This window comes from Devosia sp. BK (assembly GCF_032907385.1).
Classification (GTDB): Bacteria; Pseudomonadota; Alphaproteobacteria; order Rhizobiales; family Devosiaceae; genus Devosia.
In genome coordinates, this window is record NZ_JAIMBX010000003.1 from 140441 (window position 1) to 158123 (window position 17683).

15 protein-coding genes are annotated in these 17683 nt (G+C 60.7%); 10 read left to right on the forward strand and 5 right to left on the reverse strand.

All coding sequences use genetic code 11. From position 1 onward, the window contains the following. Positions 1 to 66 precede the first annotated feature (66 nt). The 10 genes from DevBK_RS16250 (at position 67) to DevBK_RS16295 (ending at position 11655) form a co-directional block, all read left to right on the forward strand. On the forward strand, positions 67 to 1122 hold the full coding sequence (locus DevBK_RS16250) for a LacI family DNA-binding transcriptional regulator (RefSeq protein ID WP_061909558.1): 1056 nt from the start codon (positions 67 to 69) through the stop codon (positions 1120 to 1122). Between the two features lie 2 nt (positions 1123 to 1124). Further along, the gene (locus DevBK_RS16255) at positions 1125 to 2138 is read left to right on the forward strand and encodes an ABC transporter permease (RefSeq protein ID WP_317186204.1); all 1014 of its coding nucleotides are present in this window, start codon (positions 1125 to 1127) and stop codon (positions 2136 to 2138) included. Further along, positions 2138 to 3037 (forward strand): carbohydrate ABC transporter permease, encoded by a 900-nt coding sequence (locus DevBK_RS16260; protein ID WP_317186205.1) that lies wholly within the window; start codon positions 2138 to 2140, stop codon positions 3035 to 3037. The genes DevBK_RS16255 and DevBK_RS16260 overlap by 1 nt, the downstream gene beginning before the upstream one ends. 220 nt (positions 3038 to 3257) lie before the next feature. Next, entirely contained in the window at positions 3258 to 4691 is a 1434-nt protein-coding gene (locus tag DevBK_RS16265; RefSeq protein WP_317186206.1) for an extracellular solute-binding protein, read from the forward strand. Between the two features lie 213 nt (positions 4692 to 4904). After that, on the forward strand, positions 4905 to 6077 hold the full coding sequence (locus DevBK_RS16270; protein ID WP_317186207.1) for an ADP-ribosylglycohydrolase family protein: 1173 nt from the start codon (positions 4905 to 4907) through the stop codon (positions 6075 to 6077). Between the two features lie 38 nt (positions 6078 to 6115). Further along, positions 6116 to 8215 carry an ADP-ribosylglycohydrolase family protein gene (locus DevBK_RS16275; RefSeq protein ID WP_317186208.1) on the forward strand — a complete coding sequence of 700 codons (2100 nt, stop codon included), beginning with the start codon at positions 6116 to 6118 and terminating at the stop codon, positions 8213 to 8215. 18 nt (positions 8216 to 8233) lie between these two features. Beyond that, on the forward strand, positions 8234 to 9289 hold the full coding sequence (locus tag DevBK_RS16280; RefSeq protein WP_317186209.1) for a sn-glycerol-3-phosphate ABC transporter ATP-binding protein UgpC: 1056 nt from the start codon (positions 8234 to 8236) through the stop codon (positions 9287 to 9289). Next, positions 9286 to 10479 (forward strand): CoA transferase, encoded by a 1194-nt coding sequence (locus tag DevBK_RS16285; protein ID WP_317186210.1) that lies wholly within the window; start codon positions 9286 to 9288, stop codon positions 10477 to 10479. The genes DevBK_RS16280 and DevBK_RS16285 overlap by 4 nt, the downstream gene beginning before the upstream one ends. Further along, positions 10476 to 11297 (forward strand): HpcH/HpaI aldolase/citrate lyase family protein, encoded by an 822-nt coding sequence (locus tag DevBK_RS16290; RefSeq protein ID WP_061909546.1) that lies wholly within the window; start codon positions 10476 to 10478, stop codon positions 11295 to 11297. Before DevBK_RS16285 ends, DevBK_RS16290 begins: the two co-directional genes overlap by 4 nt. A 97-nt stretch (positions 11298 to 11394) precedes the next feature. Further along, positions 11395 to 11655, forward strand: a complete 261-nt coding sequence (locus tag DevBK_RS16295; protein WP_317186211.1) for a hypothetical protein — start codon at positions 11395 to 11397, stop codon at positions 11653 to 11655. A gap of 91 nt (positions 11656 to 11746) precedes the next feature. Here the strand turns inward: DevBK_RS16295 and DevBK_RS16300 are convergent, their stop codons facing one another. The 5 genes from DevBK_RS16300 to DevBK_RS16320 all read right to left on the reverse strand — a co-directional run bounded on the left by DevBK_RS16300 (position 11747) and on the right by DevBK_RS16320 (position 17671). After that, positions 11747 to 13048, reverse strand: a complete 1302-nt coding sequence (locus DevBK_RS16300; protein ID WP_061909542.1) for a hemolysin family protein — start codon at positions 13046 to 13048, stop codon at positions 11747 to 11749. A 114-nt stretch (positions 13049 to 13162) separates the two neighbouring features. Beyond that, a complete protein-coding gene (locus DevBK_RS16305; protein WP_317186212.1) occupies positions 13163 to 14809 on the reverse strand; it encodes an MGH1-like glycoside hydrolase domain-containing protein in 1647 nt (548 codons plus the stop codon). Then, complete coding sequence (locus DevBK_RS16310; protein ID WP_317186213.1) at positions 14806 to 15864, reverse strand: sn-glycerol-3-phosphate ABC transporter ATP-binding protein UgpC; 1059 nt, start codon at positions 15862 to 15864, stop codon at positions 14806 to 14808. The genes DevBK_RS16305 and DevBK_RS16310 overlap by 4 nt, the downstream gene beginning before the upstream one ends. A gap of 10 nt (positions 15865 to 15874) precedes the next feature. After that, positions 15875 to 16759: a carbohydrate ABC transporter permease gene (locus DevBK_RS16315; RefSeq protein ID WP_410494099.1), complete on the reverse strand. Its 885-nt coding sequence runs from the start codon at positions 16757 to 16759 to the stop codon at positions 15875 to 15877. 18 nt (positions 16760 to 16777) lie between these two features. Continuing rightward, positions 16778 to 17671 carry a sugar ABC transporter permease gene (locus tag DevBK_RS16320; protein WP_317186214.1) on the reverse strand — a complete coding sequence of 298 codons (894 nt, stop codon included), beginning with the start codon at positions 17669 to 17671 and terminating at the stop codon, positions 16778 to 16780. Between the last annotated feature and the right edge of the window lie 12 nt (positions 17672 to 17683).

Sequence of the window (17683 nt, forward strand, 5' to 3'; positions counted from 1 at the left end):
GTAGCCTTGCGGCGGTAACGTTCCCATAGCGTAAGAGGCCGATTACGGTTCGTGCGGGGAAGAGTTATGGGAGCGAGCCGGACGCGTCGGCCGACCATTGTTGATGTTGCCGAGCGGGCTGGGGTGTCTAAGAGCACTGCGGCGCGGGCGCTGGCGGGTTCGTCCAATATCACTGAAGAGACGCGCGAGCGTGTGGTCAAGGCGGCGGCGGCCGTGGGCTATGAGCGCAATCACTTGGCGGTTGGTATGCGGTCGGGGCGGAGCGGAATGCTAGGCCTCGTTATCCCCGATATCGCCAACCCATTCTGGGCCGATGTGGCGCGGGGCGCGCAGGATCGTGCGGCGCGGGCAGGGGCTTCGCTCCTGGTTTTTTCATCCGACTGGGACCCCAAGGCTGAGGCGACGCATTTGCAGACGCTGCGCCGGGCGCGGGTCGATGGAGCCATCGTCAATCCGGTCTCGGACAGCTTTGATGATCTCGATCGGTTTGGCATGCCTTGCGTTTTCATCGGGTCGAGCGCCGAGCGCTATCCCGATGTCTCGAGCGTCGGTTCGGATATTACCCAAGCCGTGCGGCTCGGTCTCGATCACCTGGTTTCCAAGGGACACAAGGCGCCGGCGCTGATCCTCGGGCCGAAGTCGCGCCTGGCGCGGGCGCGGTTTTTGCGGGCCGTGCATGAGCATTTCGTCGAGCGCGATCTCGATCCGGGCGTGCTCGCAATCGAGGACGGGGAATATACGGTCGAAGGTGGGCGCGAGGCGATGAAGCGCCTTTTGGCGCAACCGCGTGTCGGGCATCTGGCCGTGTTTGCGGCCAATGACATGATGGCGCTCGGCGCCATGATGGCGGTGCGCGATGCCGGACTCGATTGTCCGCGCGACGTTTCCATTCTTGGCTTTGACGGCATTCCCTCGGGCGAGTTTGCCTGGCCTGGGCTGACAACGGTTGCCAAGCCCGGACGCGATATCGGCGAGCGGGCGGTAGAAGGCCTTTTCGACGAAATAGAACACAAGCCGGAACACCGGCGCATCTATATGCCGTGCCGATTGATAGAGCGAGGCTCACTCGCCGATCTGTCGGTCACGACGCCCCGGCGGGTCGCGGGGGCAGGGAGGAACTGATCATGGTTGCCAAGGATGGGCAGAAGATCTCGGCTGTGCTTTCGGATGGGAACGTTCCCGCTTCACTCGCGGCGGGCCGTGGAATTGGCGGTGGATCGGGTAGCATTCCGGTAACATCGAGCGGCAACTTCCGCGCTGGCGTGCGTCAATGGTGGCCCTATTACGCCATGATGGCGCCGGGGCTGCTGTTCTTCTTCATCTGGCACTACGTGCCGATCTGGGAGGCCAAGATGGCCTTCGAACAGGTCCGCATCATTCCACCCAATATCTGGGTTGGCCTCAAGAACTTTCAGCAGCTTTTTTCTTCGCCGATCTTCTATTCGGTGCTTGCCAATACGCTGATCATTTCGGGCATGAAGATCCTCTTGGTCTTCCCGGTGCCGATCATCGTGGCGCTGCTGCTCAATGAAATCCGCAATGGCAAATTGCGGGGCGTGATCCAGTCGGCGATCTATCTGCCGCACTTTTTGAGCTGGGTGGTGATCGCCGGGGTCTTCATCGCGCTGCTGTCCCCGACGGACGGGGCCGTCAACCAGATCCAGCAATCCATGGGCTTTGGCACGACGAATTATATGACCAATACCGGATCGATCCGCTGGGTGCTGGTGATCTCGGAAATCTGGCGCTCGGCCGGATGGGACAGCCTTCTCTATCTTGCCGCGATCTTTGCCATCGATCCGCAGCTTTATGAGGCGGCGGAAATGGATGGGGCCAATCGCTGGCAGAAAATCTGGCACGTCACCATTCCGGGCATCGTGCCGACGATCGCGACGCTGTTCATTCTCAATATGGGCATGTTCCTCAGCGCCGACCTCAATCAGATCATCAACTTCCAGAACGACGTCAACGCTTCGACCATCGATATCCTCGACACCTATGTCTATCGCATGGGGCTCTCGACGGGCGAATATGCGCTGGCGACCGCAGCTGGCCTTTTCAAGGCAGTGATCGGCATGATCCTCGTGGTGACCTCCCATCTCGTCAGCAAAAGGCTGACCGGCAAGGGAGTGTGGTGATGTTTTCTCAATCGCGCCGCACCCCGCTCGAGCGGGTCGAATATGTGCTCATCGTTTCGACGCTGCTTTTGCTGGTGGTCTTTACGCTGCAGCCGCTGCTGAACCTTCTGGCCCTGTCCTTTACCGATCCGAGCAAGGTCGCGGGCTTTTCCGGGCTCTCGATCGTTCCCGATGGGTTTTCGACCGATGTCTGGACGCTGCTCTTGCAGCATCCCAATGTGCAACGCGGCCTCTTTAATTCCATCTGGATGACGGCGACGAGCGTCTGCATCGGCGTCATGGGCACGGCGCTGATGGCCTGGGGTATGTCGCGCCCTGGGCTGCCGGGGCGGAGGCTGATCTTTATCCTTGTCCTCGTCACCATCGTGTTCGAGCCGGGCATCATTCCCGACTATTTCCTGATGAAGCGGCTGGGGCTGCTTAACACGCCCTGGTCGGTGATCATGTATAAGGCGATCAGCGCCTGGTACCTGATCATCCTCATCCGCTTCTTCGAGGAAATCCCCAAGGAACTGCTCGAAGCGGCCGAGCTTGATGGCGCCAATCCGTTCCAGACCTTCTTCATGGTTGTGCTGCCGCTGGCCAAGCCTGCGCTTGCCACCATCGCGCTCTTCTATCTCGTCCTTCATTGGAACGAGTTCTTCCGCTCGATGATCTATCTCAACGACCAGAGCAAATGGCCGCTGCAGGTGGTGCTGCGTCAGTTCGTAATCGAGGGCGACAAGATCGCCATCGTCGGGGCGAACAATGCCAACAACAATATCGGTATCGCCCAGATCAACATCAGGGCGCTCAAGGCCGGGATGATCTTCATCACCATCCTGCCGATCCTCGCGATCTATCCGCTGATCCTCAAGTTTTTCACCAAGGGGACGATGTCAGGAGCGCTGAAGGGATGAGGGGACTCGGCGTTGGTGGCTCCACCCCTCCCGGCCTCCCCCATCAAGGGGGAGGTGCAGGGACGGTGGATGGGAAGTGCGAGGAGCAAGGCCCCCTCACCCGCCGCTTCGCGTCGACCTCTCCCCCAGAGGGAGAGGTGAAGGGCGTGCCTAGTAACAAGCCAAAACCAAAGAATTCCGCGCAAGCGGTGACGACTAAGAACAATGGAGGAGTAGTGCAATGACACTGAAGAAACTGCTTTTAGCGACGACGGCGATTGCCGTTCTGGGTTCGGCCGTTGTGCCGGCCATGGCACAGACGACGATTAGGCTGGTCAGCAAGGACCTGTTGACCACCAATCCCGATGACGTCAAGGAAATCGAGGAAATCGAGGCCGCGCTCAAGGCGCAGGGGCACGATATCGATATTCAGACGGTGGACTTGCCGGGCGGGACTTCGGCCTATGTCGATGCGCTGGGCGTGATGCTGCTTTCGGGCGATATCCCGGATATCATCTATTTCCAGGGTGGCGACCAGAAGATGGCCGAGCAGGGGATCCTCGAGGATCTCAATCCCTGGATCGAAAAATCCGAGCATATCAAGGCGGCGCTCTGGCCCCACAATGTCGAGCGCCTCGCCAACTATCCCTACCTTCTCTACATCTATCCGCCGCGTGCGCCGCAGCCGGTGATGCGCAAGGATTGGCTCGACCAACTTGGGCTGCAGCCGCCCAAGACCGTCGAGGAATATGAAGCGCTCTTCCAGGCGATTCATGATGCCGATCTCGATGGTGACGGCACGAAGGGCAATACGCTTGGCCTGACCGGGTTCGGCAATACCAACGAGCTCGATTCCATCTTCAACCAGGCATTCGGCGTGACCGGCACCTGGATGAAGACTGCGGATGGCGCTTGGGTCAATTCGCGCGTTACCGATGCCGAAAAGGCAAAGATCGAATTCTATGCGCGGCTCGCCGAAAAAGGCCTGTTCGATAAGGAATATGTGACCAACACGTTCGACGTGAAGGAAGACAAATTCTACACCGGCAAGGCCGGCGTGATGTTCGGCTCGTCACCGGAAGTGATCGACATCTATTCGGGCAAGATGCGCCAGGCCCATCCGGGCGAAAATATCGAACTAACGCTGCTGCCTATTCCGTCGGGTCCCGGCGGACAGGGGTTGGCGGCGCTCGATGTCTCCAAGGAATCGCGCGGCTGGGCGATCTCTTCCATTTCCGAGCATAAGGACGAGGCCTTTGCGGTGCTCGATTTCATGGCGTCCAAGGAAGGCCAGGACATCGACCGCATGGGATTTGAGGGTGTGCATCACACGACCGATGCCAGCGGCGCGGTAACGTTTACCGACCAGATTTCGACCTGGTATGCCCGCTTCTTCAACGCTGCCAATTGGGAGCCACCGGTGCCGCTGCTGTCGGCAACCGGCCAGGCTGCGCTCGACACGATCAAGGCCAATTTCGTCGCAGACAATGCCTTTGTCTGGCCGGCCGAATATGCAGCGGAAGTCGACGCTGCCGAGCAGGTCTATCGCTCGTGGGTCGCCAAGTTCATCACCGGGGAAGCCTCGCTCGATCAGTGGGACCAGTTCGTCAGCGAATATAACGCTGCCGGTGGCCAGCGCATGGCCGAGTATGCGGCGACGGTGCTCGGCCAGTGACCAAGGCCCGCTGGCAAGATACGGCCAAGGCCACGGAAAGGCACCTCCCCCTTTGACGGGGGAGGCTGGGAGGGGGTGCGGGGGCCGCGAAGTCGTGGCTCTCATCCCCCCTCCCTGACCCTCCCCGCCAGGGGGAGGGTGTCGACTGAAATTTCACGGCAAAGCCGGGTGAAAGCCCGGCGCCAATTAGAATGACAAAAGTCGGAACCTGACATGACACCAACCCTCTCATCCCGCATTCGCGGCATGCTCCATGGGATCGCTCTGGGCGATGCCCTGGGGGCGCCGGTCGAAAAACTGTCGGCGGCAGAGATCCGGGCGCGCTATGGGCGGGTGACCTCGGTGATGACGCGCTGGCACAAGATGGACCTGCCGCCCGAGCAGCGGAACCATCGGGTGCGCGGGGACGGTATCGTCACGGACGATACGCTGATGACCCTGGCGATGATGGACATCTATGCCGAGGTGGGGCGCCATCTCGACGCGTGGGACATGGCTGACGGGATGGTGCGCCAGATCGCCTGGACCAAGCGCTGGGTGCCCGAACTGGGGCGCGAAGCGATGTTGATCGATCGCCTGTTTTATCCCGAAAAATGGATTTTCCAGCGTCATCAATTGTCCAATTGCGACCCGCGCCAGGGCGGCATCGGCAATATGGTGAACTGTGGGGCCGCCATGTATATCGCGCCGATCGGAGCGACGAATGCGGCTGATCCCAAGGCTGCTTACGACGAGGCGATCGCTTTCGCCTCGGGGCATCAGGAAAGCTATGGGCTTGAGGCGGCCGGCGTTATGGCCGCGGCGGTGGCGGCGGCTTTTGTGCCGGGCACCACGATCGACCAAATCGTCGATACGGTCATCGGGCTCGCCAAGGACGGCACGCGAGCAGCGATCGTTGCTATCGCCGACGAGGCGCGGCGGTTGCGGGGCACAGGTGCCGATCATGCCGAGGTTTGCGAGGCGTTTCATGCTGCTATCGCGCGCTTTTCAGTGATGGGCGATGACGTCAATCACAGTGCCGACAAAGCGGGGCGGGTGCGCGACGCCTATCGGCCGAGCCGGCTCCTTTCCATCGAGGAATTGCCGCTGGCGCTGGGTTTTTGCCTTTTCAATCGGGGGGACTTCCGCCTTTCGATCGAAGACGGGATCAATTCGGGGCGCGATACGGATTCGATCGGCGTCATGGCCGGGGCGATCCTTGGGGCCATGCATGGTGAGGCCGTGATCGATGAAGGCGAGCGCGACCAGATCGATGCTGCCAATCGCCTGACGCTGACGGCCTCGGCCGATGCTTTCTCAAAAACCGTGGCCGCGATCATTGCGGCTGACCGCGCAGCCCAGGCCCAACGCGATGCGGCACGCGCCGCCCTTTTCGAGCCAGCGTAATCGCTGGCCTTCCCATCTTTTGCCAAGAAAGACGCCGAATGCTCTCTGAAATCCAAATCCTTGAAAAGATCTATGCCGGCTTTATCGGCAAGGCCATTGGCGTGCGCCTCGGTGCGCCCGTCGAGCCGACCATCTGGAGCTATGAGCGCATCCAGAAGACCTATGGCGAGGTGACGCAATATCTGCGCGATTTCAAGAATTTCGCGGCTGACGACGACACCAATGGCCCCGTCTATTTCATCCGCGCGCTGCGCGACTATGGGCTCGGGGCCACTGCCGAGGATGTGGGCAAGACCTGGCTCAACTATGCCGCCGAAGAGCATGGCATGTATTGGTGGGGCGGGTTCGGGGTGTCGACCGAGCACACGGCCTATCGCAACCTCCGCGCCGGTATTCCCGCGCCGCAATCGGGCTCGATCGCGCAGAACGGCACGACGGTGGCCGAGCAGATCGGCGGGCAGATCTTTATCGACTCTTGGGGCTGGGTGAATCCGGGCAATCCGCAGCGGGCGGCGGATATGTCGGCCATGGCGGCGAGCGTTGCCCATGACGGCGACGGGCTCAATGGCGCACGGTTCTGCGCGGCGGCGATTGCGGCGGCGTTCGAGGCTAAAAGTATCGACGAGATCATCGAGACGGCGATGAAGACGATCGATGCGGGGTCGACCTATGCGCGGGTGTGCCGGGCGGTGATCGATTTTCACAAGGCCAATCCGGACGATTGGCGCGCGTGCCGCGACATGCTGACGGCCGATTGGGGCTATGACCGCTATCCTGGCGTTTGCCACATCATCCCCAATGCCGGCGTGACGATCATGTCGATCCTCTATGGCAAGGGTGACTTGCCGCGCACGGCCGAGATCGCGACCATGGCGGGCTGGGACACGGACTGCAATGCGGGCAATGCGGCGGCGATTGTCGCGACATTCCAGGGTTTGCATGAGGGTTGGGACAAGTATCGCAAGCCGATCAACGATTTCCTCGTCGCTTCGGGGATCGTGGGGACGATCAACATCGTCGATATTCCAAGCTTTGCGCGGGAGCTGACGGTTTTGGCGCTGCAATTGGCGGGGCGCGACGTGCCGGCGCTGTGGCAGGAGGATTTCACGCGCCGCGGGTTGCGGTTAGATTTCGACCTGCCGGGTTCGACGCATGGGTTCCGGACCGAAGGGTTCAACCAGATTTCGCTGAAACACTCGGACGAGCGGCATGTCGAGGGGTCGCGCGGATCGCTCGAAATCCAGCTCGATCGGCTCGAGCGCGGGCAGGGCGGGCGGGTGTTTTGGAAGCCGTTCTATCGGCGGAGCGATTTTGACGACGAGCGCTATCGCCCGATGTTTACCCCGGTGGTGGATGCGGGGCAGACCGTGTCGTTCAAGCTCTGGCTCGATCCGTGGAATGGCGACGGCAATCTGCGGGTCGCGCCCTATGTGCGGCGCACGATGAGCGGGGCGATCGAAGAGACGGGCGCCTGGCATGTGCCTTCGGCGGATGGCTGGCAGGACTATAGCTTCGTCGTGCCCGAGGGTGTCGAGGCGATCGACGAGATCGGGATTTCGATCGAATATTTTGGCCGGGTCAAATTCCTTGGCCGGCTGTTCCTCGCCGATTTCAAGGTCGAAGGCGCGGGGCATACCGTGATCGAGCCCGAGACCGAAGTGCAGGAATGGGGCGCTATTTCCCGCTTCACCTTCAATCGCGGGCACTGGACCAAGAGCTTTGGCCGCATTCAGGGGCATACGGCGGGGGATGCCGATATGTGGACCGGGCACTATTACGCCAAGGATGTCACCGTGAAGGCCGATATCCAGCGGCTGTCCGGCGCATCGCAACTGGTGACGGCGCGCGTGCAGGGGACCGGTCGGTTCTATGCTGCAGGGTTCGAGGGCGACGAGGTCGTCATCCTCAAGGAAGATTTCGGGTCGACCGTTTTGGCGCGGGCGCCGTTCAAGGCGGACGTGGGCAAGAGCTACGAATTCGCCTTTGCCGTGGCGGGCGATCGGCTGAGCTTTTCTGTCGATGGCCGCGAGCTGATCAGCGCGACGGACACTTCCTACGAATACGGCATGGCGGGCGTGCGGCTGGCTTCAGCCGGGCGGCTCAGCATGGGCCGGTTCGAGATCATCGAAGCGGCGTAAGCCGGTAAGGAGACCAGCATGTCGGAAATCGAACTCAAGCATGTCGGCAAACGCTATGGCGCGGTGAGCGTGCTCGAAGACATTTCGCTCGAAATGGGTGATGGCGAATTCGTCGTGCTGGTCGGGCCTTCGGGCTGTGGGAAATCGACGCTGCTGCGGATGATCGCGGGGCTCGAGGACATTACGGCGGGCGAGATCACCATCGGGGGTAAGGTCGTCAACAATATGCCGGCGAAGGAACGGGACATCGCCATGGTGTTCCAATCCTATGCGCTTTATCCGCATATGAAGGTCGCCGACAATATGAGCTTTTCGCTCCGGCTGGCTGGCACGTCCAAGGCCGAGATCAAGTCGCGGGTGGCGGAAGCGGCATCGATCCTCGGGCTCGAAAACCTGCTCGATCGGCTGCCGCGCGAGCTGTCGGGTGGGCAGCGGCAGCGCGTCGCCATGGGCCGCGCCATCGTGCGCAATCCGCGGGCGTTTCTCTTCGACGAGCCGCTCTCCAATCTCGATGCGAAGCTGCGCGTCAAAATGCGGGGCGAGATCAAGCGGCTGCATCAGCGGCTGGGCAAGACCATGATCTATGTGACGCATGACCAGACCGAGGCCATGACCATGGCCGACAAGATCGTCGTGCTCAATGGCGGCCGGATCGAACAGGCGGGTGCACCGCTTGAGCTCTATAACAACCCGGCCAATCTTTTCGTCGCCGGGTTCATCGGCTCGCCGGAGATCAATCTGTTCGAGGCGCGCTATGAAGGCGGCAGCGAGGTGCAGGTTGGCGGCGAGGCCCTGCCGATCGGCGCGCCGCTCGATGTCGCGCCGGGGACGGACGTGGTCTATGGCGTGCGGCCGCAGCAGATCGCGGTCGGGGCTTTGGGTGTGCCGGTCACGGTGCAGATCGTCGAGCCGACAGGCGATGCGCAGGAAGTGCTGGCGCGATTGGGCGAGAAAGATATTTCGGTCGTGGTGCGCGACCATGCGCTCTTAAGTCCAGGCGAGCAGATTAATCTCGTCATCGACCCCACGCGCATCTTCATCTTTGACAAGGCGACGGGGCTGAGGCTGCGGTGACTTTTGCGCTCAAGCAGTTCAACCCAAGTGCGACCGGACCACTCGATGGCATAAGGGTGCTCGACCTCAGCCGGTTGATGGCGGGCAATATGCTCAGCCTGCAACTGGCGGATTTTGGCGCCGATGTCATAAAGATCGAGCCGCCTGAGGGTGATCCTTTGCGCGACTGGAAGGATGATGGGCATTCGCTATTCTGGAAGACCTATGGCCGCAACAAGCGCTCGGTCATGCTGAACCTGCGCGACGCGGCGGCAATGGATGCGCTGTGGCGGCTGGTTGAAACAGCAGATGTGTTCATCGAGAATTTTCGGCCCGGCACGCTCGAAAAGATGGGACTGGCGCCGGACAAGCTGCTGGCGCGCAATCCCGATTTGATCGTCGTGCGGATTTCGGGTTTTGGACAGACCGGGCCCTATGCGCATCTGCCGGGGTTTGGCACGATCGTCGAGGCGATGAGCGGCTTTGCCGATCGCACCGGATTTTCCGATCGCGAACCAGTCCTCCCGCCTTTGGCGCTGGCCGACATGATTGCCGGGGTCTATGGCGCCTCGGCAACGATGATGGCGCTTTATGCGCGGCAGGCGGGGACAACGCGGGGGCAGGTGATCGACCTGTCGCTGCTCGAGCCGATGTTCTCGGTGCTTGGGCCGGAAGCGGCGATCCACGCGGTGACCGGCAAGATCAAGCAGCGGGTGGGCAGCGCTTCGAATACGGCTTCGCCGCGCAATGTCTACAAATGTGCCGACGGCAAATATCTGGCCCTGTCGGGATCGACGCCGGCAGTGGCCAAGCGGATTTTTGAAATCATCGGGCGGCCCGAGATGATGAGCGATCCGCGCTTTGCCACCAATTCCGACCGTGTGAAAAACCGCGCTTTGGTCGACGCAGCGATTGGCGACTGGTTCGCCACACGCGCGAGTGCGGACGCGCTCGAAACCATGCGGCAGGCTGGGGCGACCGTCGGGCCGGTCTATAATATTGCCGACGCGATGAGCGATGCGCACTTTGCCGAGCGCGAAATTGTCGTCGATGTCGAAGACGAGGGTTTTGGGACGCTGCCCATGCACAATATCGTGCCGCGAATGTCGGCAACGCCGGGCGTCTGGCGGCGGCCGGCGCCGGCTTTGGGCGAGCATAATAACGAGCTTCTCAGTGAGAATCCCGCGACTTTGGAGAGTGGCAAAGAATGATGCGCTCGCTGCTTTACGTGCCGGCCCATGCCGAACGGTTTATCGCCAAGGCTCATGAGCGCGGTGCCGATGCCGTCATTCTCGATCTGGAAGATGCCGTGCCAGAGGACGCCAAAGATCGGGCGCGCGATGGGCTTTCAGAGACGGTTGCTGACGTGCGGCGCGGTGGCGCCGAGGTGCTGGTGCGGATCAATAGCGGTGAGCGGCTGGAAGAAGACGCATTGGCTGCGATTACGGCAGGCGCTGATGGTCTCTATGTGCCGAAAGTCAGAAGCCGGGACGACCTCGTGGTCCTTGATGGCTTGCTCACGCCCGCTGAAGACCGTCTTGGCAGAGCGAGTACCAGGGTTGTAGCGCTGCTTGAAGATATCGGCGCGGTGCTCGATGCACGCTCGATCGCCAAGGGGCCGCGGCTTTTGGGTTTATCGGTTGGTGGCGAGGATCTGGCGCTTTCGCTTGGTGCCGAGCCGACGCCTGAGGTTTTGAAGCTTCCCAAATTGCTCGTTCATTATGCCGCGAAGGAACATAACCTGATGTCCTTCGGCATGTTGCGCTCGACGGCAGACTATTCCGATCTCGATGGCATTGCAGCTGCAGCCCGGGAAGCGCGGGACCACGGCTTTGATGGCGCAACCTGTGTCCATCCCGCCGTCGTCCCGGTCCTCAATGCCGAGTTTTCACCAAGCCCGGCGCAACGGGCATGGGCGGAGCGGGTGGTTGCCGAGGCCGAGGCCGGTGAAGGCGCCTTCCAGATCGATGGACGGATGGTCGACGCCCCCGTCATCGCGCGAGCGCGTTCGCTGCTTGCTCGAGGTTAGGCAGGAGCAGCTAATCAGCTCTTGGGCCAAACGTGATCGACGTGTTTGCAACTTAATTCAAAGTGGTTGCTTTCCCTGCCAATTGGCGGGGTAAATTATGATTGAGTATGAACGGTTAAGGCCTGACGAGCGAACCCCTTGGGACGCCGTGGTGGTCGAGGTGACGCAGATTTTCGGTCGCAGCGTTGCCGATGTTGCCGCGGTAGAGCAGATCGCGTGCGTGCCGGTGCCGGTCCGTCAGGCGCTGCAGGATGCAGAGAAGTTGCGCGACCAACTCAATCTGAAGCGGATCGTCGTCCGTATCGCGGATGAGGGGCTTTGGAACCCGGAATGGGGTCACCTAGCGCCTAAGCCCTAGTGATTTGAATTCTGGCTGTCTCGTCGGCAGCTCGAGACAGCAGAATTTGCATTGAAGCAGATGGATGCCTGCTTCACCGCCGCGCTGGCGTCTAGCTTTTGACTTTACTCACCTTCGTGACCAAGAGCTGGTTGAGCCGCATTTTGTCGGCATCGACGACCTCGAAGAGATAGCCGGCAGCCTCGACCTTATCGCCCTTGCGGGCTGCGCGGCGAAGGCGATGAACGATGAAGCCGCCGATGGTTTCGTAGCTCGCTTCAGGCTCGAGATGCTTGACCCCTAGTGCGCGGGTGACGTCGACGAATGGAGCGACACCATCGATGAGCCAGCTTTGTTCATCGCGCCTGAGGATGGCCTGTTCTTCAAATGGATTAGCGAGGCCCTGCATAAGCGCGCCCATCAGGTCCTTGAAAGTGACAACACCAACCACGTGGGCGTATTCGCTGACGACCAGCGCAAAGCCGGTGTTCTGCGCTTGAAACTCAGCCAGCACTTCCCAGACATTGAGCGTATCGGGAACCGACAACACATCCCGCTTTGCCGAGGCAAAATCGACTTCACCGTGTTTGTCGATGACAGTGGCGAGGACGTCTTCCGCGCGGACACAGCCGATGACGACATCGATGCTGCCGTCGCAGATCGGATAGTGGGAGAAGGGGCGCCGTCTTACCTTGTCCTGCTGGACCTCGTGGGGATCGCGGATATCGAGGAAGACGATATCGTCGCGGATCGTCATCACCGAAGTGACGCTGCGCAGCTCGAGAGACAGCACATTTTCGATCAGGCGCTGCTCGTTCTTCATCAACATGCCGGAGGCTGCGCCACCCGCAAGGATCATGCGAAAATCCTCGGCGGTCACCTCGTCGGCCGTCACCTTGGCGTCGATATTGAACCAGCCGATGATGACATCGGAGAGCTTGCCAAAGAACCAGACCAGTGGCCTCAATACCTTGACCGCACCTTCCGGAAACCAGACCAACGACAGCGCAATCTGTTCGGGCACCAACATGGCGATGCGCTTGGGCGTGAGATCGGCCAGCAGGACAAAAAGCAGGGTGACGGCCAGGAAGGCGAGAACCGAACCGATCGCCAGGGCTAGTTCCGGTGGAGCGCCGAGAAGTTCGAGGCCTCCGGCAAAGAGTGGGCCGAAGGCGTCGTGTCCTAAAATACCGGCCAGAATGGAGACGGCATTGGTGACGATCTGGAGAGCGGTCAGAACATTGCCGGCATCCGCGCGTAGCGCGACAAAGCGGAGCGCTTTGCTGTTACCAGCTTCCGCGAGAGAGCGTATCCGAAGATCGCGCGCGGCAGCAAACGCGATCTCGGACAATGAAATGAGAACGCTGACACCGATAAGGGCTATGATCAGCAGGACGCCGAGGACTGGGGACATGGTGATCTCCGGTTGCCCGCTTCACCTACAGCCTAAAAGCGAAAATGCCCATAGCGCGGTGCAGGGTGTGCTTGCGGAGCGACCATCTCAGAGGTGAGAACGCTCTGATGCATCTTATTGATATTGAGGCAGCACCAAGCCGGGGCCGCTGGGTTCTGCGGCGTTTCCGTTCGTCAATGTCAGTTTTGAGTTTGGAGACAAAGAGAGTGGGATGTCTTCGCCGTCAAAAGTGATCGTGCCTTGGATGGGACGGGCCGACAAACCGGTGACTGCACGGATTTGACCGGTTCGATCAAGGGTCACGCGCGTACCGCTGGGGAAACGGCAAAGGAGTTCGCCGTCGCGATAGATGGTGCCGTCGGCTTCCGTATTGACCAGTTCGAAGCGAATGCCGTCCACCGTTCGGGCATAGGCGGTTTCCCAGAGCTCGTGCTTGTGGAGGACTGGTTTGGGCAGAAGGCTCGTGAACCATACGGTGCCATCGGGTCGCGGGAGGATGCCCGACAGGCGCTCGATGAAATCGAGGAGGGTCAGGATCGAGGGAGAATATTTCTCGGTAAAGCCAGCCGCGCCGGTGAAGGGATTGAGCGTTTGCGGGAAGCGATCGGCATCAATGAGAGCAGCCAAGGTCGGCTGCATGATCCAGGTCAGTTCGGTGTGATGGCCGTGGTGCTCGAAGGCGTGGGGCGTCCGGATGAGCGTCAGGAAGTTGCTCGGACCGGCCCAGCTGTTTTGCGCGAAATTGGGATCGAAACGCGGATCATCGAGCGCGATGGATGTCAGCGGGAATTTGGCAAAGAATTTGCGGGTGTTGAGCAGATAGCGTTCAAGCGCGGTGCGAAACTGGTCAGCTGTGCCGATCTCGCAGGCGAGGACGCGGAGCAGCACGTCGGACTGGACGCGGACCAAACGGCCATGGCGGTCGCGGTCATAGAAGAAGTGGTCATCGGCGTCGAAGCATTGCGCGAAGATGGCGGCGCGGCTGGCTTCGGCTTTTTCATCCCAATCGGTGCCGGTGTGGCCGAGCGCCTGCGCCATGAGCCCGAGATAGTGGCGTTGGCAGGTGACATTGGCTGTCAGGTCCGGGGCGATGAAAGGCAGGATTGGGCTGTCGGGATCGCAGCGCGTCGGGTCATTGCCGAAGGGGCTGTCGGGGACGTGCCAAAAGCGCGAGGAGAGGTCGTGGCCGGTATCGTAGGTCGAAAAGGCTTCGACGGCGCCGGTGCCGAGCGTGTCGCGATGGGTGGCGAGCCAGGTGTCGTAACGGGCCATTGACGCGGCCATATGGGTTAACCAGGCGTCGTCGAGGTCATTGAGGTGGTAGTGGTTCCAGACGGCGCGGGCGAGGGGGCTGACGAGCTGGATCTGGTTGAAGGCGGGGCCGGCGGGAGTGAGCTTATAGGGGAAGAGGCCGTCCTTGCGCTGGTGATTGGCGAAGGCGGAGAAGGTGGCCGTTGCTATCGAGGGCAGGAAGCGGCTGAGGATTTCGGCATTGATGGTTCCGGTGCTTTCGAGCCAGCAGCCGTGATAGATGCCGCCCTCGTGGAGGATCGGGGTATCGTCGGCGGCTGGGGCGATGCAGTCGAAGAGTTCGCGGACCGCCTGATAATAGCGGTCGGTGAGGCGTTGACTGCTCGAGGCGAAGGCGACGCCTGACGCCAGCCACTCGTCGAGCAGTGCCCCATCGGCGGGTTTTGCCAGCGGGCCGATGAGGGACGCGGTGTGCTGACTGCGCAGCGTCTCGAGAAGGCTGGAGGTCACGCAGGAACCTCAATGCGCGCGCCATCGGCGTCGAAAAAGTGAGCATCGCGGCCGTTGAGGCCCAGGGTGACTTTGTCGCCGCGGGTGTGCTTGGCGTGGCCCGGGGCTTGGGCGAGCACGGTTTGTCCATCGGCCAATGCCACATAGACGAAAAGTTCGCTGCCTAGATACTCGACGAGGGTGATTGTGCCTTCAATTTTGACGTCGCCCGGCTCGCCGATGCGCAGGTGCTCGGGGCGGATGCCGACGGTGACATCGCCGGTGCCGACTGAAATGGGCAGGGTCCCGAAGCCGGTGAGGTTGACGCCGCCAGCGGTGGCCGTCCCCTTGATCAGGTTCATCTTGGGCGAGCCGATGAAGCTCGCGACGAAGAGGTTTTTGGGGCTATTGTAGAGCTCGTAGGGCGTGCCGACCTGTTCGAGATTGCCCTTGTTGAGCACGGCGATCCGCGTCGCCATGGTCATGGCTTCGGTCTGGTCGTGGGTGACATAGATCATCGTCGTGCCCAGGCGATTGTAGAGATTGGCAAGTTCGACGCGCATCTGGACGCGCAGTTCGGCATCGAGATTGGAGAGCGGCTCGTCGAAGAGGAAGAGCTGGGGTTCACGGACGATAGCGCGGCCGATGGCGACGCGCTGCTTCTGGCCGCCGGAAAGCTGGCGCGGCTTGCGGTCCATCAACTCTTTGATCTGGAGGATGCGCGCCGCCTCGGTGACGCGGCGATCGATCTCGGCTTTCGGCATGCGCAGATTTGAAAGGCCGAAGGCGAGGTTTTTCCGGACGCTCATATGCGGGTAGAGCGCATAGGACTGAAAGACCATCGAGAGATTGCGCTGGCTGGCAGGCAGGTCGTTGACGATGCGATCGCCGATGCCGATGGTGCCATCGGTGATGTCTTCAAGCCCGGCGATCATACGCAAAAGGGTGGATTTGCCGCAGCCCGAGGGGCCAACGAGGACGAGAAATTCGCCCGACTGCACTGCAAGATCGATGCCGTGGACGACTTCGAAACCGGAATAGGATTTGCGAACCTGGCGGAGGGTGACGGATGCCATGGAAGCCTCTTTACTTTAGTCCGCTCATGGCAATGCCGCGGATGATCAGACGCTGGAAGATGATGAAGAACAGGATGATCGGCAGGATCGAGAGGATCGACATGGCGAACATCGGGCCATATTGGCTGACGCCGTCGGAGCTGATGAAGCTGCGCAGGGCAAGGGGGACGGTGTAGTCCTCGATATCGTTGAGATAGACCAACGGCCCGAGGAAATCTTCCCAGGTCCAGATGAACGAGAAGATCGCGGCGGTCGCCATGGCCGGCAGCGAGAGCGGCATGATGATGGCCCAATAGATCTTGAAGGGCGAGCAGCCGTCGATCATCGCCGCTTCATCCAATTCGCGCGGCAATTGGCGAAAGAACTGGATCATGAGGAAGATGAAGAAGGCGTCGCCCGCGAGAAATCGCGGCACGATGAGGGGCAGGTAGGTGTCGACCCAACCGAGGTTGAGGAAGAGCAGATATTGGGGGATGAGGACGACGTGATAGGGGATCATCAAGGTCATCATCATCAGCGCAAACCAGAGCGTCTTGCCTGAGAATTCGAGCCGCGCGAACGCGTAGGCGGCAAAGGAACAGGAGATGACGTTGCCGATCACCGAGAGCACGGTGACGACGGTCGAATTCCAGAAAAAGCGCGTGAAGCTGACGGGAAGGGCATTCCAGCCGGTCCAGTAATTCTGCCATTGGAATTCGCTGGGCCAGAGGCTGAGATCGCCGAAGATCTCATTGTCTGGCTTGAGTGAGCTCGCGAGCATCCAGATCAGCGGATAGACCATGATCAGCGAGGTGATGATCAGGAAGATATGCTTGAGAAAGGCCGAGCGCTTGGCGCGGGCTTCCTTGGCGGCGCGATAGGCGCGGGCGATGTCGGCAGTCGATTGCGTGGGCATGGTTGTTTCGCTCACGGCTCAGCCTCGCTCGTTTTCATAGTGGACCCAGTATTTCGAGGTCCAGAAAGCAATGGCGGTGAAGGCGGCGATGATCAGCAGCAGCACCCAGGCGAGCGCCGAAGCATAGCCCATGCGGAGGAAACTGAACGCCTCGTTGTAGAGATAGACGGTGAAGAAGAGGAGGCTATCGAGTGGTGCGCCGGTGCCGCCCGAAATGATGAAGGCACCCGAAAAACTCTTGAAGGCCTCGATCATCTGGAGAACCAGATTGAAGAAGATCACGGGCGCGAGGAGCGGCACGGTGATCGAGAAAAATTTTCGCACCGGGCCCGCCGCGTCGATCTCGGCAGCCTCATAGAGATCCTGCGGAATGGCGCGGAGTCCGGCAAGGAAGATCAGCATGGGCGAGCCGAACTGCCAGATGGCGAGGACGATCAGCGTCCAGAGCGAATATTTGGGATCGGACAACCAATAGGGACCATCGCCGCCGAAAAGGCGCAGGATGGAATTGATGACGCCACCATAGTTGAACAATTGCCGCCAAAGGATCGCAACGGCGATGGAGCCTCCGAGAATGGATGGCAGATAGAACAGCGCGCGATACCAGCCAATGGCGCGAATACCCTTGTCGAGTGCCATGGCCACGCCCAGCGCGAACATGAGCTTGAGCGGCACGGAGACGACAACGAAGGTGAACGTCACTTGCAGCGCCTTCCAGAAGCGCTGGTCCATCTGGAACATGTAGGCATAGTTATCGAGGCCGATCCATTGCGGCGGCCGGACGACATTGTACTTGGTAAAGCTGAGATAGAGCGAAGCCAGGATCGGTCCGATGGCGAGGAGGAAAAACCCGATCAGCCACGGCGAGAGAAATGCGTATCCGGCAAAATTGCGTTTGAGAAACTTGTGCATCCCAGCCTCATG